The following is a 20,963-nucleotide window of genomic DNA, read 5'->3' as shown; positions in this document are numbered from 1 at the left end:
CGACTATGGAGGCACCGACCATGTCCGACCCGACTCCGGCCCAGCCCGTCCCCGTACCGGGCCGGATCATGTCCGGTGAGATGGCCGAACAGCCCGCGGTCCTGCGCCGCCTCCTCGAAGAGGGCGCCCCCCGCATCCGCGAGGTCGCCGAGCGCATCGCCGCGCGGAACCCGCGCTTCGTGCTGCTCACCGCCCGTGGCACCTCCGACAATGCCGCCCTCTACGCGAAGTACCTGATCGAGATCCTGCTCGGCAAGCCGGCCGGGCTGACATCGATGTCCACCACCACGGCGTACGGGGCCGAGCCCGACCTCACCGACGTCCTGGTCATCACCGTCAGCCAGTCCGGCGGCTCGCCCGACCTCGTGGCCTCCACCAAGGCGGCCCGTGAGGCGGGCGCGGTGACGCTCGCGGTCACCAACAACCCCGACTCGCCGCTCGCCGAGGTCTCCGAATTCCACATCGACGTCCTGGCCGGCCCCGAAAAGGCGCTCCCGGCGACGAAGACGTACACGGCTGAACTGCTCGCCCTCTATCTCTTCGTCGAAGGCCTGCGCGGCGGCGACGGCAACCCCGCCAAGGTCCTCCCCGAACTCGCCGAGCAGGTCCTCGCCCGCCGCGACGAGGTCCGCGTCCTCGCCGGGCGCTACCGCTTCGCGGACCGGCTCGTCCTCACCTCGCGCGGCTACGGCTACCCCACGGCCAAGGAAGCCGCCCTGAAGCTGATGGAGACCAGCTACATTCCGGCCCTTTCCTTCTCCGGCGCGGATCTGCTGCACGGGCCGCTCGCCATGGTCGACAACGTCTCGCCGGTGATCGCCATCGTCACGGAGGGCAAGGGCGGCCAGGCGCTGCAGCCTGTTCTCGACCGGCTGCGGGGGCGCGGTGCCGACCTGGTCGTCATCGGCAACCGGGAGTCCGTCGAGGCCGCCTCGGCCGGCTTCGTCCTTCCGACGGAAGGCGTCGCCGAGGAGGTCCAGCCGATTCTGGAGATCCTGCCGCTGCAGATGCTCGCCTACGAGGTGACGATCGCGCGCGGCCAGGACCCGGACGCGCCGCGCGCTCTCGCGAAGGTCACGGAGACTCACTGACCGGGCCAGGAATCCACAGCGCAGACCCGTGGACAAGCCACCCACGGCCCGCAGGTGGGCATGCACCGACGGTGTACCGGCATCAAAAAAGGGGGCCTTCGGGCCCCGGAATCACTTCGGGCCGCGGCGCCGAGACGGGACCCTCAGCCCGTCCGGCACCGCAGCCCGGAGCTGCCGTCGGACCGTAGCGCGCGTGGTGTGCGGTGCCTCGCGCGCCCGTAGGGCCGACCGTGAGGCCTGGGCGCAGTCAGGGCAGAGAGCGCCGGGGCCTCGCTCCGTCCTCCTGTGCGGGGAGGGCGGAAGTCAAAGCAATTGGTGATGGTGCGTGTGTTCAATTCTGGACTAGACCACTCATCGTTGTCCACAAAAACCAAGAACAACACAGTCAGATCATAAGGCGTCCAACGCCCGTGTGGGGAATGGATCCAAGCGCGATGTGAGCGCTTGCCATGAGCGCGGGTACGCTCACTTGTGTGCCCTCCATGAACGATCTCGTACGCCAGCACACCGCACTCGATGATTCCGATCTCGAATGGCTGCACCTGCTGGTCTCGGAGTGGCAACTGCTCTCCGACCTCTCCTTCGCCGACCTGGTCCTGTGGGTCCCGACCCTCGACGGCACCCGGTACGTGTCCGTGGCGCAGATGCGCCCGAACACCGGGCCGACCTCCTATCAGGACGACATGGTCGGCCACCTGGTTCCGCGCGGCCGGCGGCCGATGCTGGACGCGGCGCTGGACGAGGGCCGGATCGTGCGGGAGGGCGACCCGGAGTGGCGGGAGGAGGTGCCGGTGCGGGTGGAGTCGATCCCGGTGCGCCGGGAGGGGCGGGTGCTGGGGGTGATCGCCCGCAATACGAATCTGCTGACCGTACGGACCCCGAGCCGGCTGGAGCTGACCTACCTCCAGAGCGCGTCCGACCTGGCACAGATGATCGCGGCCGGGACCTTCCCCTTCCCGACCGAGCAGGTCGACATGGACGCCTCGCCCCGGGTCGGCGACGGCCTGATCCGGCTGGACGCGGACGGCATGGTCCAGTACGCGAGCCCGAACGCCCTGTCGGCGTACCACCGGCTCGGCCTGGCAGCGGACCTGGTTGGCCACCACCTGGGCCGGACGACGGCCGAACTGGCCCCGGCGCGCGGGGCGGTGCACGAGGGGCTGGTGAAGCTGGCGAGCGGATGGGCGCCGCGCGAGACGGAGTTCGAGGGCAACGGCGGGGTGATCCAGATGCGGGCGATCCCGCTGAGCCCGAAGGGGAACCGGATCGGGTCGCTGGTGCTGCTGCGGGACGTGACGGAACTGCGCCGCCGCGAGCGGGAGTTGATCACCAAGGACGCGACCATCCGGGAGATCCACCACCGGGTGAAGAACAACCTCCAGACCGTCGCCGCGCTGTTGCGGCTGCAGGCGCGGCGGATCGACTCCGAGAGCGGCCGGGAGGCGCTTGAGGAGGCCGTACGCCGGGTCGGGTCGATCGCGATCGTGCACGAGACGCTGTCGCAGAACCTGGACGAGCGGGTCGAGTTCGACGAGATCGCCGACCGGGTGCTGGCCATGGTGGCCGAGATCTCACCCGGCAAGGTCGTCACCCGCCGGGCCGGCCGCTTCGGCATCCTCACCGCCGAGGTGGCGACCCCGCTGTCCATGGTGCTCACCGAACTCCTCCAGAACGCCCTGGAGCACGGCTTCGGGCCGGGGGAGGAGGGCTCCGTCGAGGTCACCGCCGCCCGGGGGCCCGAGCAGCAACTGACGATCACCGTCCGGGACGACGGGCGCGGGCTCCCCGAGGGCTTCGACCCGCAGCGGGGCGGCAATCTGGGCCTGCAGATCGTACGGACGCTGGTGGTCGGTGAGCTCGGCGGCACGTTCGACATGGTGCCGTCGGCGGAGGGGCGGGGTACCGAGGTGGTCCTGGAGCTTCCACTGGACGCGTAGACACGGTGGTACGTACGCGGACAGCAAGAGGCCCCGGCCGCTTCGAGAAGCGGCCGGGGCTCTGCGTCCAACATCTAGCGTCTTACGTTAAAGCTGGGTGCTGCGCGTATTAGGAGGTGCTGCGCGCTGCGGCTCGGGGGTAAGCGGGCGCGTCAGGCGCTGGCGTTGCGGGCGCGGTTGCGGGCGGCGCGGCGCTTCATCGCGCGACGCTCGTCCTCGCTGAGGCCACCCCACACGCCGGCGTCCTGGCCGGTCTCGAGTGCCCACTGCAGACACTGCTCCATGACGGGGCAGCGGCGGCAGACGGCCTTGGCTTCCTCGATCTGCAGCAGCGCAGGACCGGTGTTGCCGATGGGGAAGAAGAGCTCGGGGTCTTCCTCGCGGCAAACGGCGTTGTGACGCCAGTCCATGGCTGCTCCATCTCCTTGTGTTGCATACAGGTTGCTTGTGAATGTGAACGCTTTCACGAATCCCGGGACACGACACGGGACGTCGCCCAGTCTCCTGGTGCGGTCCCGCTGGGGTGTTTGTGAGGATTCGGGCTCTTCGGTGGCCCCTGTGGAGGGGCCGTTCCGATCGCCAAGAAGAGACTCGCAAACCTGGGCGGCGGATACAACCCCTTCCGGAAACTTTTTTTTGATTCCTCGGTGTCGACTAGGTCACAGCCGTACTTCCATGGGGTGTTGGGCAGCCTAAACGTTCGAGTAAAAGGAATGTAAGTCGTTCTGCTTACACAATCACACGCAGTGCCCGGCGTACGCCTGTGAAGGTTGCGCTCGTACGCAGTCCCAGGTGGTCTCCGTCCACCTGGAACGGCAGTGGCGCCTGCGAATGCAAGGTGAAGTCCGTCAGATCGTGCAGAGCCGTCGCGTGCTTGCCGTGCGGTCCGCGTTCCGGAGTGGAAAGCAGCAGCTGGGTGGCGTAGCGGGCCACGGCGGGGGTCGACAGCCGGGAGAGAGCGAGCAGGTCGAGGCCGGTGTCGAAGGACGCCTGGGGTGACGCGTACACCGGGCGGTTGCCCAGGAAGGTCCACGGCGAGGTGTTGCAGACTATCGCCAGGATCAGCTCCCGCACCGGGTCCGTGTCCGGGCGCTCCAGGGTGATTCCACCGCCCTTACGGCGGTTCGGTTCGGCCACGAACTGCCGGATCATCTGGCGTATGTAAAGCGCGTGTGTCGACTTCCGGCCGTGTTCGCGCTGCTGTTCGACCCGGCCCACGACGCCGGCGTCGAAGCCGAAGCCCGCGCAGAACGTGAACCAGCGCGACGGCACCCCTTCGTCCTCGGTGCCCGGCGTTCCGCTGACCAGCCCGAGACCGATGGTGCGGGAGGTGCGGTCGCGCAGCGCGTCGAGCACGGCGCCGGTCGCCTCGACGGCGTCGTTCGGCAGCCCGAGCGCCCGCGCGAACACATTCGTCGAGCCGCCGGGGACCACGGCGAGCTTCGGCAGCCGGTCCGGGTTCGGGCCGTTGTGCAGAAGGCCGTTGACCACCTCGTTGACCGTGCCGTCGCCGCCGAGCGCGACGACGAGCTCGATCTCCCCGCCCTCGGCGGCCTGTCGGGCCAGGTCTCTCGCGTGGCCGCGGTACGCGGTCTGCGCGACCTCCAGCTTCAGATCGCTGGCGAGTGCGTGCGCGAGCACGTCACGCGTGCGCGCGCTGGTGGTAGTGGCGGCGGGGTTGACCACGAGGAGAGCGCGCATGGTCGCCAGATTACCCACCGGTTGCCAAGTCACGCGCCCGGGTACCGCCCCGTCCTCGGACTCCGGACGGGCCGGACGGTGCGGCTACGCTGCAGGCGTGAGCGCAGAACAGACTTCAGGCCCCCAGGGGCAGCGTACGGGGCGACTGGCGGCCGCGGCCGCCGTGGCGGGTGCTGAGGGCGCGGCGCTGGCCGCGTGGGGCGTCGTGATGCTCGTCATGGGCCTCGTGGGGGACCCGGACAGTCCGCTGCAGGCGGAGGCGGGCGGGCTGACCGTACTCGCGCTGGCGGCGATGCCGCTGGCGGCGGCGTACGGGCTGTGGCGGGCGCGGCGCTGGAGCCGGGGGCCGGTGCTGATCATCCAGGTGGTGGCGCTGCCCGTGGCGTGGACGATGATCCAGAGCGGCGGGCCGATGATCGGGGTGGGGGCGGCGCTGGGCGCGGCCGCGGTGGCGGAGCTGGTGCTGCTGGTGCACCCGGCGGCGACCGATGCGCTCGGGATCGGGCGGTAGCGGTTCGCTCCGCGATGCCGGTTCGCGTGCGTCTGCGGGCCGTGGGTGGCTTGTCGCGCCGTTCCCCGCGCCCCTTTGGGGCGCAGTCGTGTCGCCGCCGTCAGCCACGGCCCGCACTGTCCGCGTCACTCCTCCACAAGCAGCTTGTCGCGCAGTTGCGCGAGCGTGCGGGCCAGCAGCCGGGAGACGTGCATCTGGGAGATGCCGACCTCCTCGGCGATCTGCGACTGCGTCATGTTGCCGAAGAAGCGGAGCAGCAGGATCTTCTTCTCGCGCGGCGCCAGCTGCTCCAGGAGCGGCTTGAGCGACTCCCGGTACTCCACGCCCTCCAGGGCGTCGTCCTCGGCGCCGAGGGTGTCCGCGACGGCGGGCGACTCGTCGTCCGTGTCGGGGACGTCCAGGGAGAGCGTGCTGTAGGCGTTCGCGGATTCGAGGCCTTCGAGGACCTCTTCCTCCGTGATCTTGAGGTGCTCGGCCAGCTCGTGGACGGTGGGTGCGCGTCCGTGCCGCTGGGAGAGCTCTCCGGTGGCGGTGGTGAGGGAGAGCCGCAGCTCCTGGAGCCGGCGCGGGACGCGCACGGCCCAGCCCTTGTCGCGGAAGTGCCGCTTGATCTCACCGACGACGGTCGGAGTCGCGTACGTGGAGAACTCCACGCCGCGGTCGACGTCGAAGCGGTCGACGGACTTGATCAGGCCGATCGTGGCGACCTGGGTGAGGTCGTCGAGCGGCTCGCCGCGGTTGCGGAAGCGGCGGGCGAGGTGCTCGACCAGCGGGAGGTGCATGCGCACCAGCTGGTTGCGCAGCTCGGCGCGCTCGGGGGAGCCGGGTGCGAGCGTGCTGAGCTGCACGAAGAGCGCCCGGGCGCCGGCCCGGTCGTGCGGGTCGTGGCGCTCCGGTGCGGGCTCGGGCTCGGGCGTCGGCGTGGGTTCGGCCACTGCCTCCGCCACCGCTTCTGCCACTGCCTCGGCTGTCGGCGGTGCCTGCTCCGGCAGCTCCTGCTTACCTTGCTGGTCCTGGTCCATGGGATCCTGCTCCGCCGCGTCCGTTCCGTCTCGGTCGTTGGGGGGCACGGGATGTTGCCGCGCTGACTGCTGGGCAGGCACGGCGCGGCCGCGCACATGGGATGCGCTGCTCTCAAGATCACTCATGGCGATCCCCCGTTCCGAGCACGGTTGGCACGGTTGTACCGCTACCGGTTCCGAAGGGAGCCGGGACACGCTGACCCCAGTGGGCTGCCTGCATCTGTGGACCTCACGACTGTCCGGGGCCGGCACCGCGCTTCTTGTGCAGGCTGATGCTGACGGTTTTGTCCTCGGCCACGGTGGAGTCGACCTCGCCGGCCAGTGCGGACAGCACCGTCCAGGCGAAGGTGTCGCGCTCCGGCGCGCGGCCGTCGGTCGTGGGTGCCGAAACGCTCACCCACAGGGCGTCTCCGACAAGCCGGAAGACGCAACTGAGCACACTGCCCGGGACGGCCTGCTGCAGCAGGATCGCGCACGCCTCGTCGACAGCGATGCGCAGATCTTCGATCTCGTCGAGGGTGAAGTCCAAACGGGCCGCGAGTCCGGCTGTGGCCGTACGCAGCACCGACAGGTAGGCCCCCGCCGCGGGCAGCCGGACCTCGACGAAGTCCTTCGACCCGGGCTCGCCTGCGATCTGGGACACCCACACCTCCACTGGTTCTCTTCGTTCGCGGTTCGGCAGCGACGCTATCGCGATCTGCACCCCGATGTCGCCCGGACGGAGCACGAGCACCCTACGCTCTGTCACCAATGGTAAGCGCATGAGTACGCACCGTGGCTAGAGGGTGGGCGGTCTCAATTCGAAAGCGTTGCCTCGCTGTTGACGCCTGCGCTGACTTCTGCCTGCTCGGCGAGGGCGCCGAGCGCCTTGCCGGTGAGCCGCTGGACCGTCCATTCGTCCTGGGGAAGGGCGCCGATCGCCCGGTAGAAGCCGATCGACGGCTCGTTCCAGTCCAGTACTGCCCACTCAAACCGCTCGTAGCCGCGTTCGACGCATATTGCTGCCAGCGCGGCCAGCAGCGCCTTCCCGTGGCCGCCGCCGCGCGCCTGCGGGCGTACGAAGAGATCCTCCAGGTAGACGCCGTGCGTGCCCGTCCAGGTGGAGAAATTCCGGAACCACAGGGCGAAGCCGACCGGCGCACCCGTCGTGTCGTCCTGCGCGATCAGTGCGAACACCGCCGGATCGGCGCCGAACAGCGCGTCGTGCAGCTGCTCCGGGGTCGCCCGCGCGCTGTCCAGCTCCCGCTCGTACTCCGCCAGTTCGCGGATCATCGAGTGGATCACCGGTACGTCGGCGGGCAGCGCGGGTCGGATCATGCGCCAAGGCTAACGCGCGCCTGTGACAACGGCCGCCACCGTCGTGCCGGGAGCGAAGGCGCCCTCGGTGGCGGCCGTGAAGACGCCGTACAGCATCTTGGCGACGTAGACCGGTTCCGGGGCCAGGCCGTGGCGGGCCGCGAAGTCCGCGCCGAAGGCGTCCAGCTCCGGGGTGCTGCGGGCGTAACCGCCGCCGTGGAAGCGGTCGTCCAGCCGCCAGTCGCCGCGGCGGCCGCCGAAGGCCTCCCGCTGCAGGCGCAGGACGTCCTCGGCGAGGAAGGCCCCGCCCTTGAGGACCGGGAAGCCGATCGCCCGCTGCCCGGGGCCCAGGCCCGCCGCGAGGCCGGCCAGGGTGCCGCCGGTGCCGCAGGCGACGGCGGCGATGTCGGCCGAGCCGCGGAGCTCGCGGCCCAGGGCCGCGCAGCCGCGGGCGGCGAGGGCGTTGCTGCCGCCCTCCGGGATGACGTAGGCCGGGCCGAGGCGGTCCAGGAGGGCGGCCAGGACCTCGGGTTCCGCCTTGCGGCGATAGGTCGGGCGGTCGAGGAAGTGCAGGCGCATGCCGTCGGCGGTGGCCCGGGCGAGGGAGGGGTTCAGCGGGCGGCCGGCGAGCTCGTCGCCGCGCACGACGCCCACGGTCCGCAGGCCGAGGAGGCGGCCGGCGGCGGCTGTGGCGCGCAGGTGGTTGGAGTAGGCCCCGCCGAAGGTGAGCAGGGCGCGGTGCCCGGCCTCGGCGGCGGCCCGGAGATTGAGGTGCAGCTTGCGGTACTTGTTGCCGGGCAGGTCCGGGTGGATCAGGTCGTCCCGCTTGAGCAGCAGGCGCACGCCGTGCCGGAGAAGCCGCTCGTCGTCGAGGACGACGAGCGGCGACGGCAGGGTCACCTGCAGGGCGTCCGGGGTCTCCACCCGGCCATTGTCACTGTTCCGGGGTGGCGGGCGAGAGGAAGACCCGGTAGCCGACGCGCGAGCGCCCATGAAGGCCGGTCAGCGGGCGCGAGGTCCAGTGGCGGGCGTAGGAGGGCACCTTGCCGCCCGGCGGTACGAGGACGGCCACGGGCCGGCGGGCGGCGGTGGCGAGCAACTCGGCGCGGGTCAGGTTCTCGTTGCTGCCGGAGAGGTTCCCGGCGCTGCAACGGGCCTGGTAGGCGACAGGGATGGCGGGGCCCGATCCGGTGATCAGGCAGGGCGGCCGCACCCCGTATGCCCGCAGGTCGGCGGCCATGCGGGCGTAGTCCTCGGTGCCGGCGGTGGCGTTTCGCACGGCATGGCGTAGGACCACCTGCTGGCTCAGCAGCTGGCCCACGACCGCGAGGGCGACCAGCGAGGTGGCCGCCAGACGGAGCCGGGGGCGGCGCCGGAGGCGGGCGGGGCGGGCGGCGGCGATGAGGAGGTCGGCGACGGGGATGGAGAGCAGGGCGTAGGCGGGGAGCAGGAAGCGCGGGGCCGCGTAGCCGATGAACAGCAGGTACTGGACGGCCACGGACAGACCGCACAGGGCGGGCAGCAGTGCGGTGGCCCACTCCCGCCGGCGCCGGGCGGACACGTACACCCCGGCCGCCGCCGCGAACGGCAGGGCGAACCACCAGATCGCCACCACCGGGTTCGGGTTGGCGGCGTGGCAGGGGCGGCAGAGCATGGGGCCGCCGGCGAGCGTACGGAACTGGTCGATCAGGGCGGACGGGTTCCAGCCGAGGCCGCCCTGGATCTCGCTGGAGCGGTGCAGACGGGCGGTGAGGCCGCCGTACGAGACATAGGCCTCGATGATCCACTCCGCGCTGCCGAGGACCAGCCCGCCGGCCAGCGCGGCCAGCAGCAGCGGGCGCCGCCAGCGGCGTACGAGCAGGGCGCCGGCGGCCATCGGGAGGCTGAGCCAGACCGCGTCGGTGGGCCGGAGCAGGGCGGCGGCGGCCAACGACAGGGCGAGGCCGACCAGGGCGCGGCGGTCGGCGGGGTCGGCGCCGGCCCGCAGGAAGCAGCCGACGGCGGCGAGCCCGCACAGCGCGATCCACACATTGGGCATCGCCTGGAAGCCGTAGATCTGGGTGACCCACAGGCCCGCGAAGAGCAGCCCCGCCAGCGCCAGCACCGGCACCGGGCGCAGCCGCCGCCACACCCACAGGGCGAGGAAGAGCCCGGCCCCGGACAGCACGGCGAGGTAGACCCGCAGCGCCGCCTCGGAGTCGGTCAGCAGCACCAGCGGGGCGACCACCACCGAGGTGCCCCGGGAGCGGGGCGCGCTGAAGTACGCCGACGGTATGTGCGGGGCGACCTGGCTGACGTACACCGACTCGTCCCAGCCGAGGCCGAGCCCGGGCCCTACGAAAAGTAACTGGGCCGCGGTGAAGGCGGCCGCCACGGCGACCAGCCACCACACGGCCCGCCGCCCCCCGGGCACTCTCCGGTCCTGGCCCCGGCCCTGGCCCCCTTCCCGCCCCCGCTGCTGGACCAGTTGCTGTTTCTGTTTCTGCTGTTGTTCCTGCTTCGTCGACATGGTCTCCCCCTCCAGTCACCCTACGGGTTGTAAGGTGCGGTTATGGCAGCCACTGATCACCCGGACAAGTCGGCGCGCCGCAGCCCCGGCGAACTGGAGAGTGAGATCCTCGCCACGTTGTGGGCGGCGGACAGTGCGATCACCCCTGCCGACATCCAGGCCGAACTCGGCGGCGACCTCGCGTACAACACCGTCCACACGATCCTGAAGCGGCTGTACGACAAGGGAATGGTCATCCGCGACGCGGACGGGCGGCGGGGTGCCTACCGGCCGACCAAGAACGCCGCAGAGCTCACCGCCGAGGCCATGCACCAGGCGCTCGACCGGGGCCCGGACCCCATCGCCGCGCTGCAGCAGTTCGTGACCGGCCTCAGCCCGGCCGAGGAGGAAGCGCTGCGGCTGTTCCTGGCGGAGGGCGACGGCTCGGCCTAGGGCCTGTCTTGTGGATCTCCGTGGGGAAGGAGCGGGGTCTGGTGCGTGCGATCGCAAGGCGGAGGAGGGAAGCGACGCGGAGCGTCGTTGACCGACGACAACGCCGCGAGCGTGCGTGCCAGGGCGCGCGACGCCGCGGAGATCCACAAGACAGGCCCTAGGGCCGCCGGACAGGCCCTAGCGGCCTGCCTCGCCCCGGCCCGCCTCCGCCGCGCGGGCGAGCAGCAGTTCGCGCTCGCGCTCGTTGCGGGTGAGCGCGGCCGCGCGCTCGAACTCCGTCCGGGCCTCGGCGTGCCGGCCGAGGCGGGCTAGGAGGTCGCCGCGGACGGTGGGGAGGAGGTGGTAGCGGCGCAGAGCGGGCTCGTCGGACAGGGCGTCGACGAGCTTGAGGCCCTGTTCGGGACCGTGGGCCATGGCGACGGCGACGGCGCGGTTGAGCTCGACGACGGGGGAGGGGACGAGCCGGGCGAGGGCGTCGTACAGCTCGGCGATGCGCGGCCAGTCGGTGGCGTCGGGGGTGAGGGCGCGGGCGTGGCAGGCGGCGATGGCGGCCTGGAGGGCGTACGGGCCGGGGAGACCGGGGAGCGCGTCGGCGCGGGCCAGGGCGGCGAAGCCGCGGCGGATGAGGAGCTGGTCCCAGCGGCGGCGGTCCTGGTCGGTGAGCAGCACGGGCTCCCCGGAGGGGCCGGTACGGGCGGCGGCGCGCGAGGCCTGGATCTCCAGCAGGGCCACGAGCCCGTGCACCTCCGGCTCGCGCGGCATCAGCCCGGCCAGCACCCGGCCGAGCCGCAGCGCGTCCTCGCAGAGCGCGGGCCGCATCCAGTCGTCGCCGGCGGTGGCCGAGTAACCCTCGTTGAAGATCAGGTAGATGACCTCCAGGACGGACGCCAGCCGCTCCCGGCGTTCCTCCCCCTCCTCCGGCACCTCGAAGCGCACACCCGCCTTCGCGAGGGTCTTCTTGGCCCGTACGATCCGCTGCGCGACCGTCGGCTCGCCCACCAGGAACGCCCGCGCGATCTCGGCCGTCGTCAGCCCGCCCAGCAGCCGCAGCGTCAGTGCCACCCGCGCCTCGGTCGCCAGCACCGGGTGGCACGCGGTGAACACCAGGCGCAGCAGGTCGTCCTCGATGTCACCGTCCGCCGCCGCCTCGGCCGCCGCGAAGTCCGCCTCCTGGGAGTCCTGGTCCTGTGATTCCAGCCGGTGGCCCAGCTCTTCGAGCTTGCGCGCGTAGCGCTCCTTGCGGCGTACGAGATCGATCGCGCGGTGCTTGGCCGTGGCCATGAGCCAGGCGCCCGGATTGTCCGGGACACCCGACTCCGGCCACTGTTCGAGCGCGGCGACCAGCGCGTCCTGCGCCAGCTCCTCGGCGATGCCGAGGTCGCGTACGATCCGCGCCACGCCGGCGATCACCCGGGCGGACTCGATCCGCCACACCGCGTCGATCGCCCGGCGGGCGTCGTCGTCGCAAGAACCGCTACCCGTCACAGCGACCCATCAGAGCAGCCGCACCGGGCAGCGGCAAGCGCGGCGCCCGGCTGTCGCGCTCGGCTGCTGCGCTCAGTCGAAGTCGGGCCCCTCGACCTGCCGGAGCTCACACGTGATGTCCCAGTCCTCGCCGTGGATCCGCAGGAAGCGCGAGGTCCACTCGATCGCCTCGTCCTTCGACTTCGCCTCGATGAGCGCGTAACCGCCGATGAACTCCTTCGTCTCGGTGAACGGCCCGTCCGTCACCGACAGCTCCCCGCGGTTCCAGCGCAGCCGCGTGCCCTCCGAGGTGGGCCGCAGCCCGGCGGTGTCGAGCAGGACCCCGGCCTTGGTCATCTCCTCGATGAGCTTGCCCATCTCCTCCATCAGCTCGGGGCCGGGGCCGCCCTCGGGGACGGCGTCCTCGTCGATCCTGATCAGCGACATGTAGCGCATGGCGTGCTCCTCATCGTGTTGCGTGTGCTGCGGGGATTTCCCGCCTGCCTTCCCGCTTCTGCATACGCGTCGAACGGCGGGCGGGCGGATCGACACGGCCGGAGAAGTTTTTTGGGCGCCCTCGTGGGCGCCCTCGGTGCCCCCGGTACGATGCGCTCGCCCGACCGAGCAAAGGACCCGTTCCGTGCGTGAGCGAGAGATCGCCGTCTTCAGCGGCAGTGCCCACCCCGAGCTGGCCGCCGCGGTCTGCTCCCACCTGGGTGTACCGCTGCACCCGGTGCGCATAGACCGCTTCGCCAACGACTGCCTGGAGGTCCAGCTCCAGGCCAACTGCCGCGAGCGCGACGTCTTCATCGTCCAGCCGCTCGTACGGCCCGTACAGGAGAACCTCGTCGAGCTGCTCCTCATGCTCGACGCCGCGCGCGGCGCCTCCGCCGCCCGTACGACCGTCGTCATGCCGCACTACTCCTACGCCCGTTCCGACAAGAAGGACCGCCCCCGCATCTCCATCGGCGGCCGCCTCGTCGCCGACCTCATGGTCGCGGCCGGCGCGAGCCGCGTCCTGGCGATGACCCTGCACTCGCCCCAGGTGCACGGATTCTTCAGCGTGCCGGTCGACCACCTGCACGCCCTGCGCGAGCTGGCCGACCACTTCGCCCAGTACGACCTGAGCAACGCGGTTGTCGTGTCACCCGACCTCGGCAACGCCAAGGAGGCCGCCGCCTTCGCCCGGCTCCTCGGCGTCCCCGTCGCCGCCGGTGCCAAGCAGCGCTTCGCCGACGACCGGGTCAGCATCAGCGCCGTCATCGGCGAGGTCGCCGGGCGCGATGTCATCGTCCTCGACGACGAGATCGCCAAGGGCAGCACCGTCCTCGAACTCCTCGACCGCCTCCGCGAGCTCGGCGCCGCCTCGATCCGCGTCGCCTGCACCCACGGACTCTTCTCCAGCGGCGCCCTGAAACGCCTCAGCGACCAGCCCGACGTCCTGGAGATCGTCTGCACCGACACCGTCCCCATCCCGGCCGACGAGCGCACTGCCAAACTGCGGGTCCTCTCCATCGCCCCCGCCCTCGCCGAGGCCATGCGCCGGATCCACAACGGCCAGTCCGTGAGCGTCCTCTTCGACAGCTAGGGCCTGTCTTGTGGATCTCCGTGGGTGAAGGAGCGGGGTCTGGCGCCTGCGATCGCAAGGCGGAGGAGGGAGGCAACGCGGAGCGTTGTCGACCGACGACAACGCGGCGAGCGCTGGTGCCAGGGCACGCGACGCCGCGGAGATCCACAAGACAGGCCCTAGGGCCCTGTCCCGGTCCGGGCGACGAGTTCGACCTCGAACCCGTCGGCGTTCTCCAGATACGCCGCGTAGTGCCCGGGCCCACCGGCGTACGGATGCCGCTCAGGGAACATCAGCGTCCAGCCCCACTCCTGCGCCTCCTTCACCAGTGCCTCCACCGCCGCCACGTCCCCGGCGTGGAACGCCAGATGGTTCAGCCCGGGCCTGCACCGGTCATGCCCGGACGCGGTGAGCGCCGGCGACTGCTCGAAGACGATGTACGTCGCCCCCGCCCCCTGCCCCTGCCGCCAGCTCCGCCCGCAGGGCCAGTCCTGGAAGACGGCGTAGCCGAGCCGCTCCAGCAGCCTGCCCCACTGGTCGGTGGCCCGGCCCAGATCGGGTACCCAGATCTCGATGTGGTGCAGCATGCCGGTCGCCGTCATGACCCCAGTCAACCGAAACGCCGAGGCGTTTTCCACCGCGCTCCCGGCGGGCCAACAGTGTAGGAATTCGTTGTGTGTGATGGCACTGACAACGAATACGATTGCTTTGTGGTCTTGGAGGAACCGAATCAGTAGTCTCGCTCCATGGCTCATAACCGCACACTCCGCGAAACCGACCGCACCCGGCACCGCCGCCTGCGCGAGCAGGGCAGCCTCGACCGCGGCCAGCTGGACGCCGTCCTCCAGGCGGGCTTCGTCTGCCACCTCGGCGTGACCCTCGACGGCGCGGTCATGGTCGTCCCCACGGTCTACGGCTCCGACGGCGACACCCTCTACTTCCACGGCTCGGTCGCCAGCCGCAGCCTCCTCGCCTCGCCGCAGGCGCCGGTGTGCGTGACCGTCACGCATGTCGACGGCCTGGTGCTCGCCCGGTCCGTCTTCGAGCACGGCGTCAACTACCGCAGCGCGATGATCTACGGCGTCCCGCGGCCGGTCACCGACCCCGAGCACAAGCTCGCCGGTCTCCGCTGCCTCACCGAACAGGCCGCCCCCGGCCAGTGGGACTACGCTCGCCGGCCCAGCCGTAAAGAGCTGGCCGCGACATCGCTCCTCGCCCTCTCCCTCGACGAGGCCTCCGTCAAGCTCCGCTCCGGCCCCCCGGACGACGGCGACAGCCCCGACGCGGAACTGGGCATCTGGGCCGGCGTCCTCCCTCTCCACACCGTCTGGGGCGCCCCTGAGCCGGATCCCGCGCTGGCGCCGGGGACGGCGGTCCCGAAGCACATCGGACTACGGGAGGGGATGTGAGATGTGTGGTGAGGAGCGGGGCCGGCGGGCATGCGGACGGCCGGGGGGAGGCGGAGAATGGGTGCGGGGCGCCGATTGAGGAGGCCCTTATGCATACGTACCCGATCGGGCGCGATGTGAGCGTGATCGCCGACCAGCTCGCTGTGCCCGGGATCGGTTTTCTGCCGGTCAACGCATTCGTGCTGCACGCGGCGGAGCCCGTGGTGATCGACACCGGGCTCAGCCTGCCGGACCGCGACTTCCTCGACGTGCTCGGCTCGGTCCTCGACCCGGCCGACGTCCGGTGGATCTGGCTGACGCACCCGGACCGCGATCACACCGGCGGTCTCTTCGCTCTGCTCGACGCCGCCCCGAAGGCACGGGTCGTGACCACGTTCCTGGGCGCGGGGATCATGTCGGCCGAGAGGCCGCTGCCGATGGACCGGGTCCGCCTGGTCAACCCGGGCCAGTCACTGGACGTCGGCGACCGCACGCTGACCGGATTCCGGCCGCCGCTGTTCGACAACCCGGCCACGGTGGGCCTGTACGACCACAGCTCGCACACCTGCTTCAGCTCCGACTGCTTCGGCGCGCCCATGCCCTCGGCCGAGCTCGCCGCGGGCCACGACGTGGCCGACCTCCCGGCGGAGGAACTGCGGGCCGGCCAGCTGCTGTGGGCGACCGTCGACAGCCCGTGGGTGCACATGGTCGACCGTGACGCCTACCTGGCCGCCCTCCAGCCCCTGCGGGTGATGCACCCCGAGGTCGTCCTCAGCACGCATCTGCCCCCGGCGGCCGGGATGACGGCCACCTTCCTGGACACGCTCGCCCTCGCGCCGGACGCCGATCCGTTCGTCGGGCCGGACCAGCATGCCCTGGAGGAGCTGCTCGCGAGCTTCGAACCTGAGACATCGATGTCCCGATGATGTCCCGAAAGCGTTGCGGCGTGGGCGATCCGCTCACAGATTTGGGTACTCTGCTGCCCTTCGCTTCGGCGAACCTCCGGCAGGGCCCATGTGGTTGATGCGGTCGATGTGATTGATGCGGTCGATGCGGCCGGGGGTGCTCCTTGTCACTCCTGATCCTGGAAGGACGCCGCCATGACGGCTTCCCCCGACGACCGGACGGCCGCAGCCGCCGAGGCGTCGCCGCTGCCTCGCCGGACGCAGAAATCGTCCGCGATCGCCGATGCCGCCTCCGGCGCGAACGCCAGGCGGGCGGCCAACAAGGGTGGCCCGGCAGGGACGGCAAGTGCCAGGCGGGCCGCGGCTGTTCCCGCGGTCCCGGCGGCCGGCTCCGGGGAGTCCGAGGACCCGGCCGGGGCCACGTCCTCCTTCGCCGACGGCTTTGCGGCCGGGCTCGCGTTCGCGCCGCTCCATGGCGCCGGCCAGAACGCCTTAGCCGCTGACGCCGACGGCATAGCCACCGGGAGCCGGCCCGGACAGCCCGGCCGGCCCGACGGGAACAGGCCGCCCCGACGGCGCCGCAAGGCGCTGCTGGCCGGCGGGGCCGTGCTGGGCGCCCTGCTCATCGGTATCCCGCTGTTCCTGCTGCTCGGGCGTGGCGCCGGTGACGCCAGGAAGGACGCGTCGGCGTCGGTCACCGCGCCGGGCGACGAGTCCGACCAGAACGCGACGGGCGCGGGCGCCTTCAGCTCGATGTCGCCGTCCATCGACAGCAGCAGCTCTCCGCTCCAGTCGCCCACGGGCAGCCCGTCCGCCTCCGCCGGCACGAAGGGCAGCGCCGGCCCGGGCGTCGCGAGCGGTGACACCAAGACCGCGGGCGGCTCGGTGGTGCATGCCACGCCGAGCACCTCGGCGACCAGCAAGTCCACCAGCAGCGCCGACGGGGTGAAGCTCGTGAGCTACGCCTCCGGCCGCTGCATCGACGTCAGTGGCGGCAGCGGCACGTCCGGCGCCCGGCTGGAGATCATGGACTGCACCGGCGGCGCCCGCCAGACGTGGAAGTTCATGACCGACGGGACCGTGCGGGCGATGGGCCTGTGCATGGACGTCAACGGGGGCTCGCGGGAAGACACCGCTTGGGTCCAGCTGGTCACCTGCAACGGCACCGGGGCACAGCAGTTCGTGCTCAACTCGGCGCACGACCTGGTCAATACGCAGGCCGACAAGTGTGTCGACGTCACGGACTCGGAGACCGCGAACGGCACCTACCTGCAGCAATGGACCTGCAACGGCGGCTCGAACCAGAAGTGGCACACCGGCTGACGCACCGCGCCCCCCTGGGCCTCAGGCCACGACCCGCCCCCGCAGGATGATCCGGCTCGGGTGCGCCAGAGCCTCCGGGGTCAGCGTCGGGTCCGTGTCGAACGCCACCAGGTCCGCCGGGGCCCCGTCCGTCAGCCCGGGCAGTCCGAGCCAGGACCGGGCCGCCCAGGACGCGGCGCCGACCGCGGCCTCGGCGGGCAGGCCGGTGCGGGCCAGCCAGGCCGCCTCGGCGGCGACCGTGCCGCAGGGGAAGCTGTCGGTGCCGGCCAGGACGGTGACTCCGGCCTCGTGGGCGGCGCGTACGTTGCTCTGCATCCCGGCCCAGCCGGTCAGCCAGGCGTCGCGGCTGCCGCTGGGCTCCTCCGCCCGCCTGGCGTCCGCGCGGGCCCCGAACACCCCGAGGGTCGGTACGTACGCCGTGCCCTGCGCGGCCATCCGGTCCAGCAGGTCGGGGGCCAGGTGCATGCCGTGCTCCAGGCTGTCGGCGCCGGCCAGCACCGCGTTGTGGCAGCCCTCCGCCGTCTGGCAGTGCACGGCGACCCTGCCACCGGCGGCGTGCACGGCCGCCACCGCCGCCGTCATGAGGTCCAGCGGCACGGCGGGGTCGTTCCACTTCCAGTCACCGATGATCTTGCACCACCCGGAGGACGACTCGGCCTCCTCCACCGCCGCCCGTACGAGCTCGTCCTCCCCGATGTCCCGCCCGTACCCCGGAAAGAACCGCCCGGGGGTCGCCAGCCACCGCCCCGCCGACCGGACTCTCGGCAGCTCAGGATCCTCGTCCACCCACTCCGGCACGCGCGCGGACGTCCCCGGCGTACGCACCAGCAGTACGCCCGCGTCCCGGTGCTCCGTCAGATGCCGGCGCAGCGTCTCGTCGTCGAAGGTGCCCTCCTTGGCCTCCTCGGTCCCGGGATGCGTATGCACATCCACCAGCCCCGGCAGCAACCACCCGCCGTCGACGACGGCTTCCCCACCTCCGACGGGGTCGGTACGCAGCCGGTCCCCGTCGATCCGGAACGTCCGCTCCTCGCGCTCCGGAAGAACGATGCCCCGCACTCGCATCACAGCAGGCCGAGGTCGTCGAGTTCTTTGTGCAGGTCCGCGCGGGGGCCCTCGGCGAGGGCAGGCGGCGCAGCGGCTGGGCGGGGGCGGCGGTCGCGGCGGTCGCGGAAGAGCCAGGCGCCCACCAGGCCGCCGATGAGGCCGCCGAGGTGGCCGAGCCAGCTGATGCCAGGGGTGCCGGGGATGGCGATGGTGAGGAGGTACGCGAAGGAGGCGGCCATGACTATGCCGATGAGGGTGTCGATGAGGTGCCGGTCGAAGAGCCCCCGGACGACGACGTAGCCGAGGTAGCCGAAGACCAGGCCACTGGCGCCCACGGTGTCGGCTCCGCCGCGCTCGAAGAACCAGACCGCGAGGCCGCTGGTGACGGCGACGAGCAGGCTCAGCCCGAGAAAGCGCACGACGCCCCGGTAGGCGGCGAGGAAGCCGAAGATGAAGAGCGGGCCGGAGTTGGACTCGATGTGCGCCCAGCTCCAGTGCAGGAAGGGGGCGGTGACGATGTCGGGGAGGGCGGTGAGGTCGCCGGACACGACGCCGTAGTCGCGGGAGAGGCCATAGCCGTCGCTCCAGTTGGCGAGCTGGACCGCCCAGACGAACGCCAGAAAGCCGAACATCACGAAGAACGCCTTGCGCGCCTCCGCGATCATCTCGTCCGCCGACTGCCCGCCACGTGGTGCGTTTGCGCTCATCGCCGCTCCCCCTCTTTCCCGGAGGCATCTTCCACCGTGGCGACGGACGGCGGCAACCAGGGCTGGATCAGCCGCTCGCAGAGCCCGGTACGACCAGCCCCGATTCGTACGCCGTGACGACGGCCTGCGTGCGGTCGCGCAGGCCGAGCTTGGCCAGGACGCGGCTGACGTGGGTCTTGACGGTCTCCTCGCTGACCAGCAGCCGGGCGGCGATCTCGGGGTTGGACAGGCCCTCGGCTATGAGGCGGAGGACCTGGGTTTCGCGGGGGGTGAGGGCGGTGAGAGGGACGGCGGTGGTGGCGGCCGGCTTGGGGCGGAGGCGGGCGAATTCGCCGATGAGGCGGCGGGTGACGGCGGGGGCGAGGAGGGCCTCGCCGGCGGCGACGATGCGGACGGCTTCGAAGAGGCGCTCGGCGGTGACGTCCTTGAGGAGGAAGCCGCTGGCGCCGGCGCTGAGGGCGTCGTAGACGTATTCGTCGAGGTCGAAGGTGGTGAGGATGAGGACCCGGGGGCTGTCGGGTCCGGGTCCGGGGGCGGGGGCGGTGAGCTGGGCGGTGGCCTCGATGCCGTCCATGTGGGGCATGCGTACGTCCATGAGGACGAGGTCGGGGCGGTGCCGACGGGAGAGGCGGACGGCTTCGGCGCCGTCGGGCGCGGTGGCGACGACGGTGAAGTCGGGCTGGGTGTCCAGGAGCCCGGCGAAGCCGGCGCGGACGACCTCGTGGTCGTCGGCGACGATGATGCGGATCACCGGCTCATCGCCTTCGTCCTGATCGGCAGCCGGGCCTCGATGAGGAAGCCGCCGCCGGTCGCCAGGCCGGTGCGCAGATCACCGCCGACGGTGGCGGCGCGTTCGCGCATGCCGAGCAGGCCGTGACCGTGGCCTGGGCCTGGGCCTGGGCCTTGACCACTGGGCCCCGGACCCGGCCCCGGGCCGTTGTCGCGGATGCGGAGCCTCAACGCCTCGTCGCAGTAACGCAGTTCCACGTCCACCGCCGCGCCCGGTGCGTGGCGGCGGGCGTTGGTGAGGGCTTCCTGGACGATGCGGTAGGCGGTGAGTTCGACGCCGGGGTCGAGCGCGGTGACGGGGCCGTGGACGATGAGGCGGGTGCCGGTGCCGGTGGCGTCGCGGGCCTCGTCGAGGAGTTCGATGAGCTGGGGGAGGCCGGGCTGGGGGCGGCGGTCGGGGCCTTGCGTGCCCGCGTCCTCGCGCAGGACGCCCAGGAGCCGCCGCATTTCGGTGAGGGCGGCGCGGGCGGTGTCGCCGATGGAGAGCAGGCGCTGGGCGCCGGCGGTGGGCAGGCCGGGGGTGGTGAGCCGGGCGGTCTCGGCCTGGACGGCGATCATGGAGATGTGGTGGGCGACGACATCGTGCAACTCGCGTGCGATGCGGGCACGTTCGCCCCGCGCGGCATGCGCAAGCAGTGTGTCGGCGATGACCCGCTGGGCGGCGGTGTGCTCCAGCGCCTCGCTGCGCGCCCGGTGGGCCAGGCCCGCCCCGGCCGCCGCCGAGGCCAGCGAGGCCAGGAGCACGGACAGGACCCGCACCCCGGTGCCGGCGTGCGGGGGACCCGACAGCGCCAGCGCCACGAAGGGCAGCACGAGCAGCACCGTCAGCCGGCGGGAACCGGCCCGGCCGAGGCGGTAGAGGACCGCCAGCTGTACGGCCAGGCCGCTGACCGTCAGGGACTGGAAGGGTACGAGCGAGAGCAGCGTCGCGGCGGAGGCGGCCACAGCGGCCGCCGCCGGGTACGTACGCTGCAGGCCGAGCGGCAGCGTCGTGCACAGGCACAGCAGCAGCGCGACCGGCAGGCTCACATGCCGGCTGCCGCCCCGCGCGACCGTCTCGGCCACGGCGAGCACGGCAGCGGCGGCCACCAGTGACTCGGGGGCGTCGCTGATCCGGCGCAGAAGCCGCAGAGAGCGCACAAGCCGCAGGGGCCGCAGGGTTCCGGACGACATCACACCCGTCATTCTGGGGCAGTCGGGCCGCCGTGCCGTCCCCCACGAGAGGGATGCGAAGACGGCTCTCCTACGTGACGACCCGGCCCGCCCCGCCTCCC

22 protein-coding genes are annotated in these 20,963 nt (G+C 71.8%); 8 read left to right on the top strand and 14 right to left on the bottom strand.

The genetic code is table 11. The features are described from left to right. Window positions 1–20 precede the first annotated feature (20 nt). Window positions 21–1,091, top strand: a complete 1,071-nt coding sequence (locus OG607_RS15130; protein WP_405723485.1) for an SIS domain-containing protein — start codon at window positions 21–23, stop codon at window positions 1,089–1,091. Between the two features lie 482 nt (window positions 1,092–1,573). Beyond that, a complete protein-coding gene (locus OG607_RS15125) occupies window positions 1,574–3,028 on the top strand; it encodes a sensor histidine kinase (protein WP_405736778.1) in 1,455 nt (484 codons plus the stop codon). A 152-nt stretch (window positions 3,029–3,180) separates the two neighbouring features. Here the strand turns inward: OG607_RS15125 and OG607_RS15120 are convergent, their stop codons facing one another. Both OG607_RS15120 and OG607_RS15115 read right to left on the bottom strand, forming a co-directional pair. Beyond that, complete coding sequence (locus OG607_RS15120) at window positions 3,181–3,438, bottom strand: WhiB family transcriptional regulator (protein WP_018563321.1); 258 nt, start codon at window positions 3,436–3,438, stop codon at window positions 3,181–3,183. 319 nt (window positions 3,439–3,757) lie between these two features. Further along, window positions 3,758–4,729: a diacylglycerol/lipid kinase family protein gene (locus OG607_RS15115; RefSeq protein ID WP_405723483.1), complete on the bottom strand. Its 972-nt coding sequence runs from the start codon at window positions 4,727–4,729 to the stop codon at window positions 3,758–3,760. 97 nt (window positions 4,730–4,826) lie between these two features. Here OG607_RS15115 and OG607_RS15110 point away from each other — a divergent pair, with 97 nt between their 5' ends. After that, on the top strand, window positions 4,827–5,240 hold the full coding sequence (locus OG607_RS15110; RefSeq protein ID WP_405723482.1) for a hypothetical protein: 414 nt from the start codon (window positions 4,827–4,829) through the stop codon (window positions 5,238–5,240). A 125-nt stretch (window positions 5,241–5,365) separates the two neighbouring features. Here OG607_RS15110 and OG607_RS15105 read toward each other — a convergent pair whose 3' ends face one another. The 5 genes from OG607_RS15105 to OG607_RS15085 form a co-directional block, all read right to left on the bottom strand. Further along, window positions 5,366–6,388, bottom strand: coding sequence for an RNA polymerase sigma factor SigF (locus OG607_RS15105; RefSeq protein WP_405723480.1), 1,023 nt, complete (start codon window positions 6,386–6,388; stop codon window positions 5,366–5,368). Between the two features lie 103 nt (window positions 6,389–6,491). Further along, a complete protein-coding gene (locus OG607_RS15100; RefSeq protein ID WP_329321940.1) occupies window positions 6,492–6,905 on the bottom strand; it encodes an anti-sigma regulatory factor in 414 nt (137 codons plus the stop codon). A gap of 152 nt (window positions 6,906–7,057) precedes the next feature. Continuing rightward, window positions 7,058–7,579, bottom strand: a complete 522-nt coding sequence (locus OG607_RS15095; RefSeq protein ID WP_405723478.1) for a GNAT family N-acetyltransferase — start codon at window positions 7,577–7,579, stop codon at window positions 7,058–7,060. A 9-nt stretch (window positions 7,580–7,588) separates the two neighbouring features. Continuing rightward, the gene (locus tag OG607_RS15090) at window positions 7,589–8,551 is read right to left on the bottom strand and encodes a 1-aminocyclopropane-1-carboxylate deaminase/D-cysteine desulfhydrase (RefSeq protein WP_405723476.1); all 963 of its coding nucleotides are present in this window, start codon (window positions 8,549–8,551) and stop codon (window positions 7,589–7,591) included. Continuing rightward, complete coding sequence (locus tag OG607_RS15085; protein ID WP_405723474.1) at window positions 8,493–10,067, bottom strand: hypothetical protein; 1,575 nt, start codon at window positions 10,065–10,067, stop codon at window positions 8,493–8,495. The genes OG607_RS15090 and OG607_RS15085 overlap by 59 nt, the downstream gene beginning before the upstream one ends. 42 nt (window positions 10,068–10,109) lie before the next feature. Between OG607_RS15085 and OG607_RS15080 the strand changes: the two genes are divergently transcribed. Beyond that, window positions 10,110–10,499, top strand: a complete 390-nt coding sequence (locus OG607_RS15080) for a BlaI/MecI/CopY family transcriptional regulator (protein WP_405723472.1) — start codon at window positions 10,110–10,112, stop codon at window positions 10,497–10,499. A gap of 177 nt (window positions 10,500–10,676) precedes the next feature. Here OG607_RS15080 and OG607_RS15075 read toward each other — a convergent pair whose 3' ends face one another. Together OG607_RS15075 and OG607_RS15070 are read right to left on the bottom strand one after the other, a co-directional pair. Continuing rightward, window positions 10,677–11,984, bottom strand: coding sequence for an RNA polymerase sigma factor (locus tag OG607_RS15075; RefSeq protein WP_405723470.1), 1,308 nt, complete (start codon window positions 11,982–11,984; stop codon window positions 10,677–10,679). Window positions 11,985–12,056: 72 nt separating this feature from the next. After that, window positions 12,057–12,419, bottom strand: coding sequence for a YciI family protein (locus OG607_RS15070; RefSeq protein WP_405723468.1), 363 nt, complete (start codon window positions 12,417–12,419; stop codon window positions 12,057–12,059). 184 nt (window positions 12,420–12,603) lie between these two features. On the opposite strand from OG607_RS15070, the gene OG607_RS15065 reads away from it, so the two are divergent. After that, window positions 12,604–13,551, top strand: coding sequence for a ribose-phosphate diphosphokinase (locus tag OG607_RS15065; RefSeq protein WP_405723466.1), 948 nt, complete (start codon window positions 12,604–12,606; stop codon window positions 13,549–13,551). Window positions 13,552–13,709: 158 nt separating this feature from the next. Here the strand turns inward: OG607_RS15065 and OG607_RS15060 are convergent, their stop codons facing one another. After that, complete coding sequence (locus OG607_RS15060) at window positions 13,710–14,132, bottom strand: VOC family protein (RefSeq protein WP_405723464.1); 423 nt, start codon at window positions 14,130–14,132, stop codon at window positions 13,710–13,712. A gap of 144 nt (window positions 14,133–14,276) precedes the next feature. Between OG607_RS15060 and OG607_RS15055 the strand changes: the two genes are divergently transcribed. The 3 genes from OG607_RS15055 (at window position 14,277) to OG607_RS15045 (ending at window position 17,146) form a co-directional block, all read left to right on the top strand. After that, window positions 14,277–14,939, top strand: coding sequence for a pyridoxamine 5'-phosphate oxidase family protein (locus tag OG607_RS15055; protein WP_405723462.1), 663 nt, complete (start codon window positions 14,277–14,279; stop codon window positions 14,937–14,939). Window positions 14,940–15,028: 89 nt separating this feature from the next. Then, window positions 15,029–15,844: an MBL fold metallo-hydrolase gene (locus tag OG607_RS15050; protein WP_405723460.1), complete on the top strand. Its 816-nt coding sequence runs from the start codon at window positions 15,029–15,031 to the stop codon at window positions 15,842–15,844. 174 nt (window positions 15,845–16,018) lie between these two features. Continuing rightward, window positions 16,019–17,146, top strand: a complete 1,128-nt coding sequence (locus OG607_RS15045; RefSeq protein ID WP_405723458.1) for a ricin-type beta-trefoil lectin domain protein — start codon at window positions 16,019–16,021, stop codon at window positions 17,144–17,146. Window positions 17,147–17,167: 21 nt separating this feature from the next. Here OG607_RS15045 and OG607_RS15040 read toward each other — a convergent pair whose 3' ends face one another. From OG607_RS15040 to OG607_RS15025, 4 genes are all read right to left on the bottom strand, one after another. Continuing rightward, on the bottom strand, window positions 17,168–18,211 hold the full coding sequence (locus OG607_RS15040; protein ID WP_405723456.1) for an amidohydrolase family protein: 1,044 nt from the start codon (window positions 18,209–18,211) through the stop codon (window positions 17,168–17,170). Then, complete coding sequence (locus tag OG607_RS15035) at window positions 18,211–18,900, bottom strand: rhomboid family intramembrane serine protease (RefSeq protein ID WP_405723454.1); 690 nt, start codon at window positions 18,898–18,900, stop codon at window positions 18,211–18,213. Before OG607_RS15035 ends, OG607_RS15040 begins: the two co-directional genes overlap by 1 nt. 67 nt (window positions 18,901–18,967) lie before the next feature. Beyond that, window positions 18,968–19,651, bottom strand: a complete 684-nt coding sequence (locus OG607_RS15030) for a response regulator (protein WP_405723452.1) — start codon at window positions 19,649–19,651, stop codon at window positions 18,968–18,970. Beyond that, on the bottom strand, window positions 19,648–20,862 hold the full coding sequence (locus OG607_RS15025; RefSeq protein ID WP_405723450.1) for a sensor histidine kinase: 1,215 nt from the start codon (window positions 20,860–20,862) through the stop codon (window positions 19,648–19,650). Before OG607_RS15025 ends, OG607_RS15030 begins: the two co-directional genes overlap by 4 nt. Between the last annotated feature and the right edge of the window lie 101 nt (window positions 20,863–20,963).

This window comes from Streptomyces sp. NBC_01537 (assembly GCF_045040445.1).
Taxonomy (GTDB): Bacteria; Actinomycetota; Actinomycetes; order Streptomycetales; family Streptomycetaceae; genus Actinacidiphila.
This window is presented reverse-complemented; position numbering and strand designations above follow the sequence as displayed.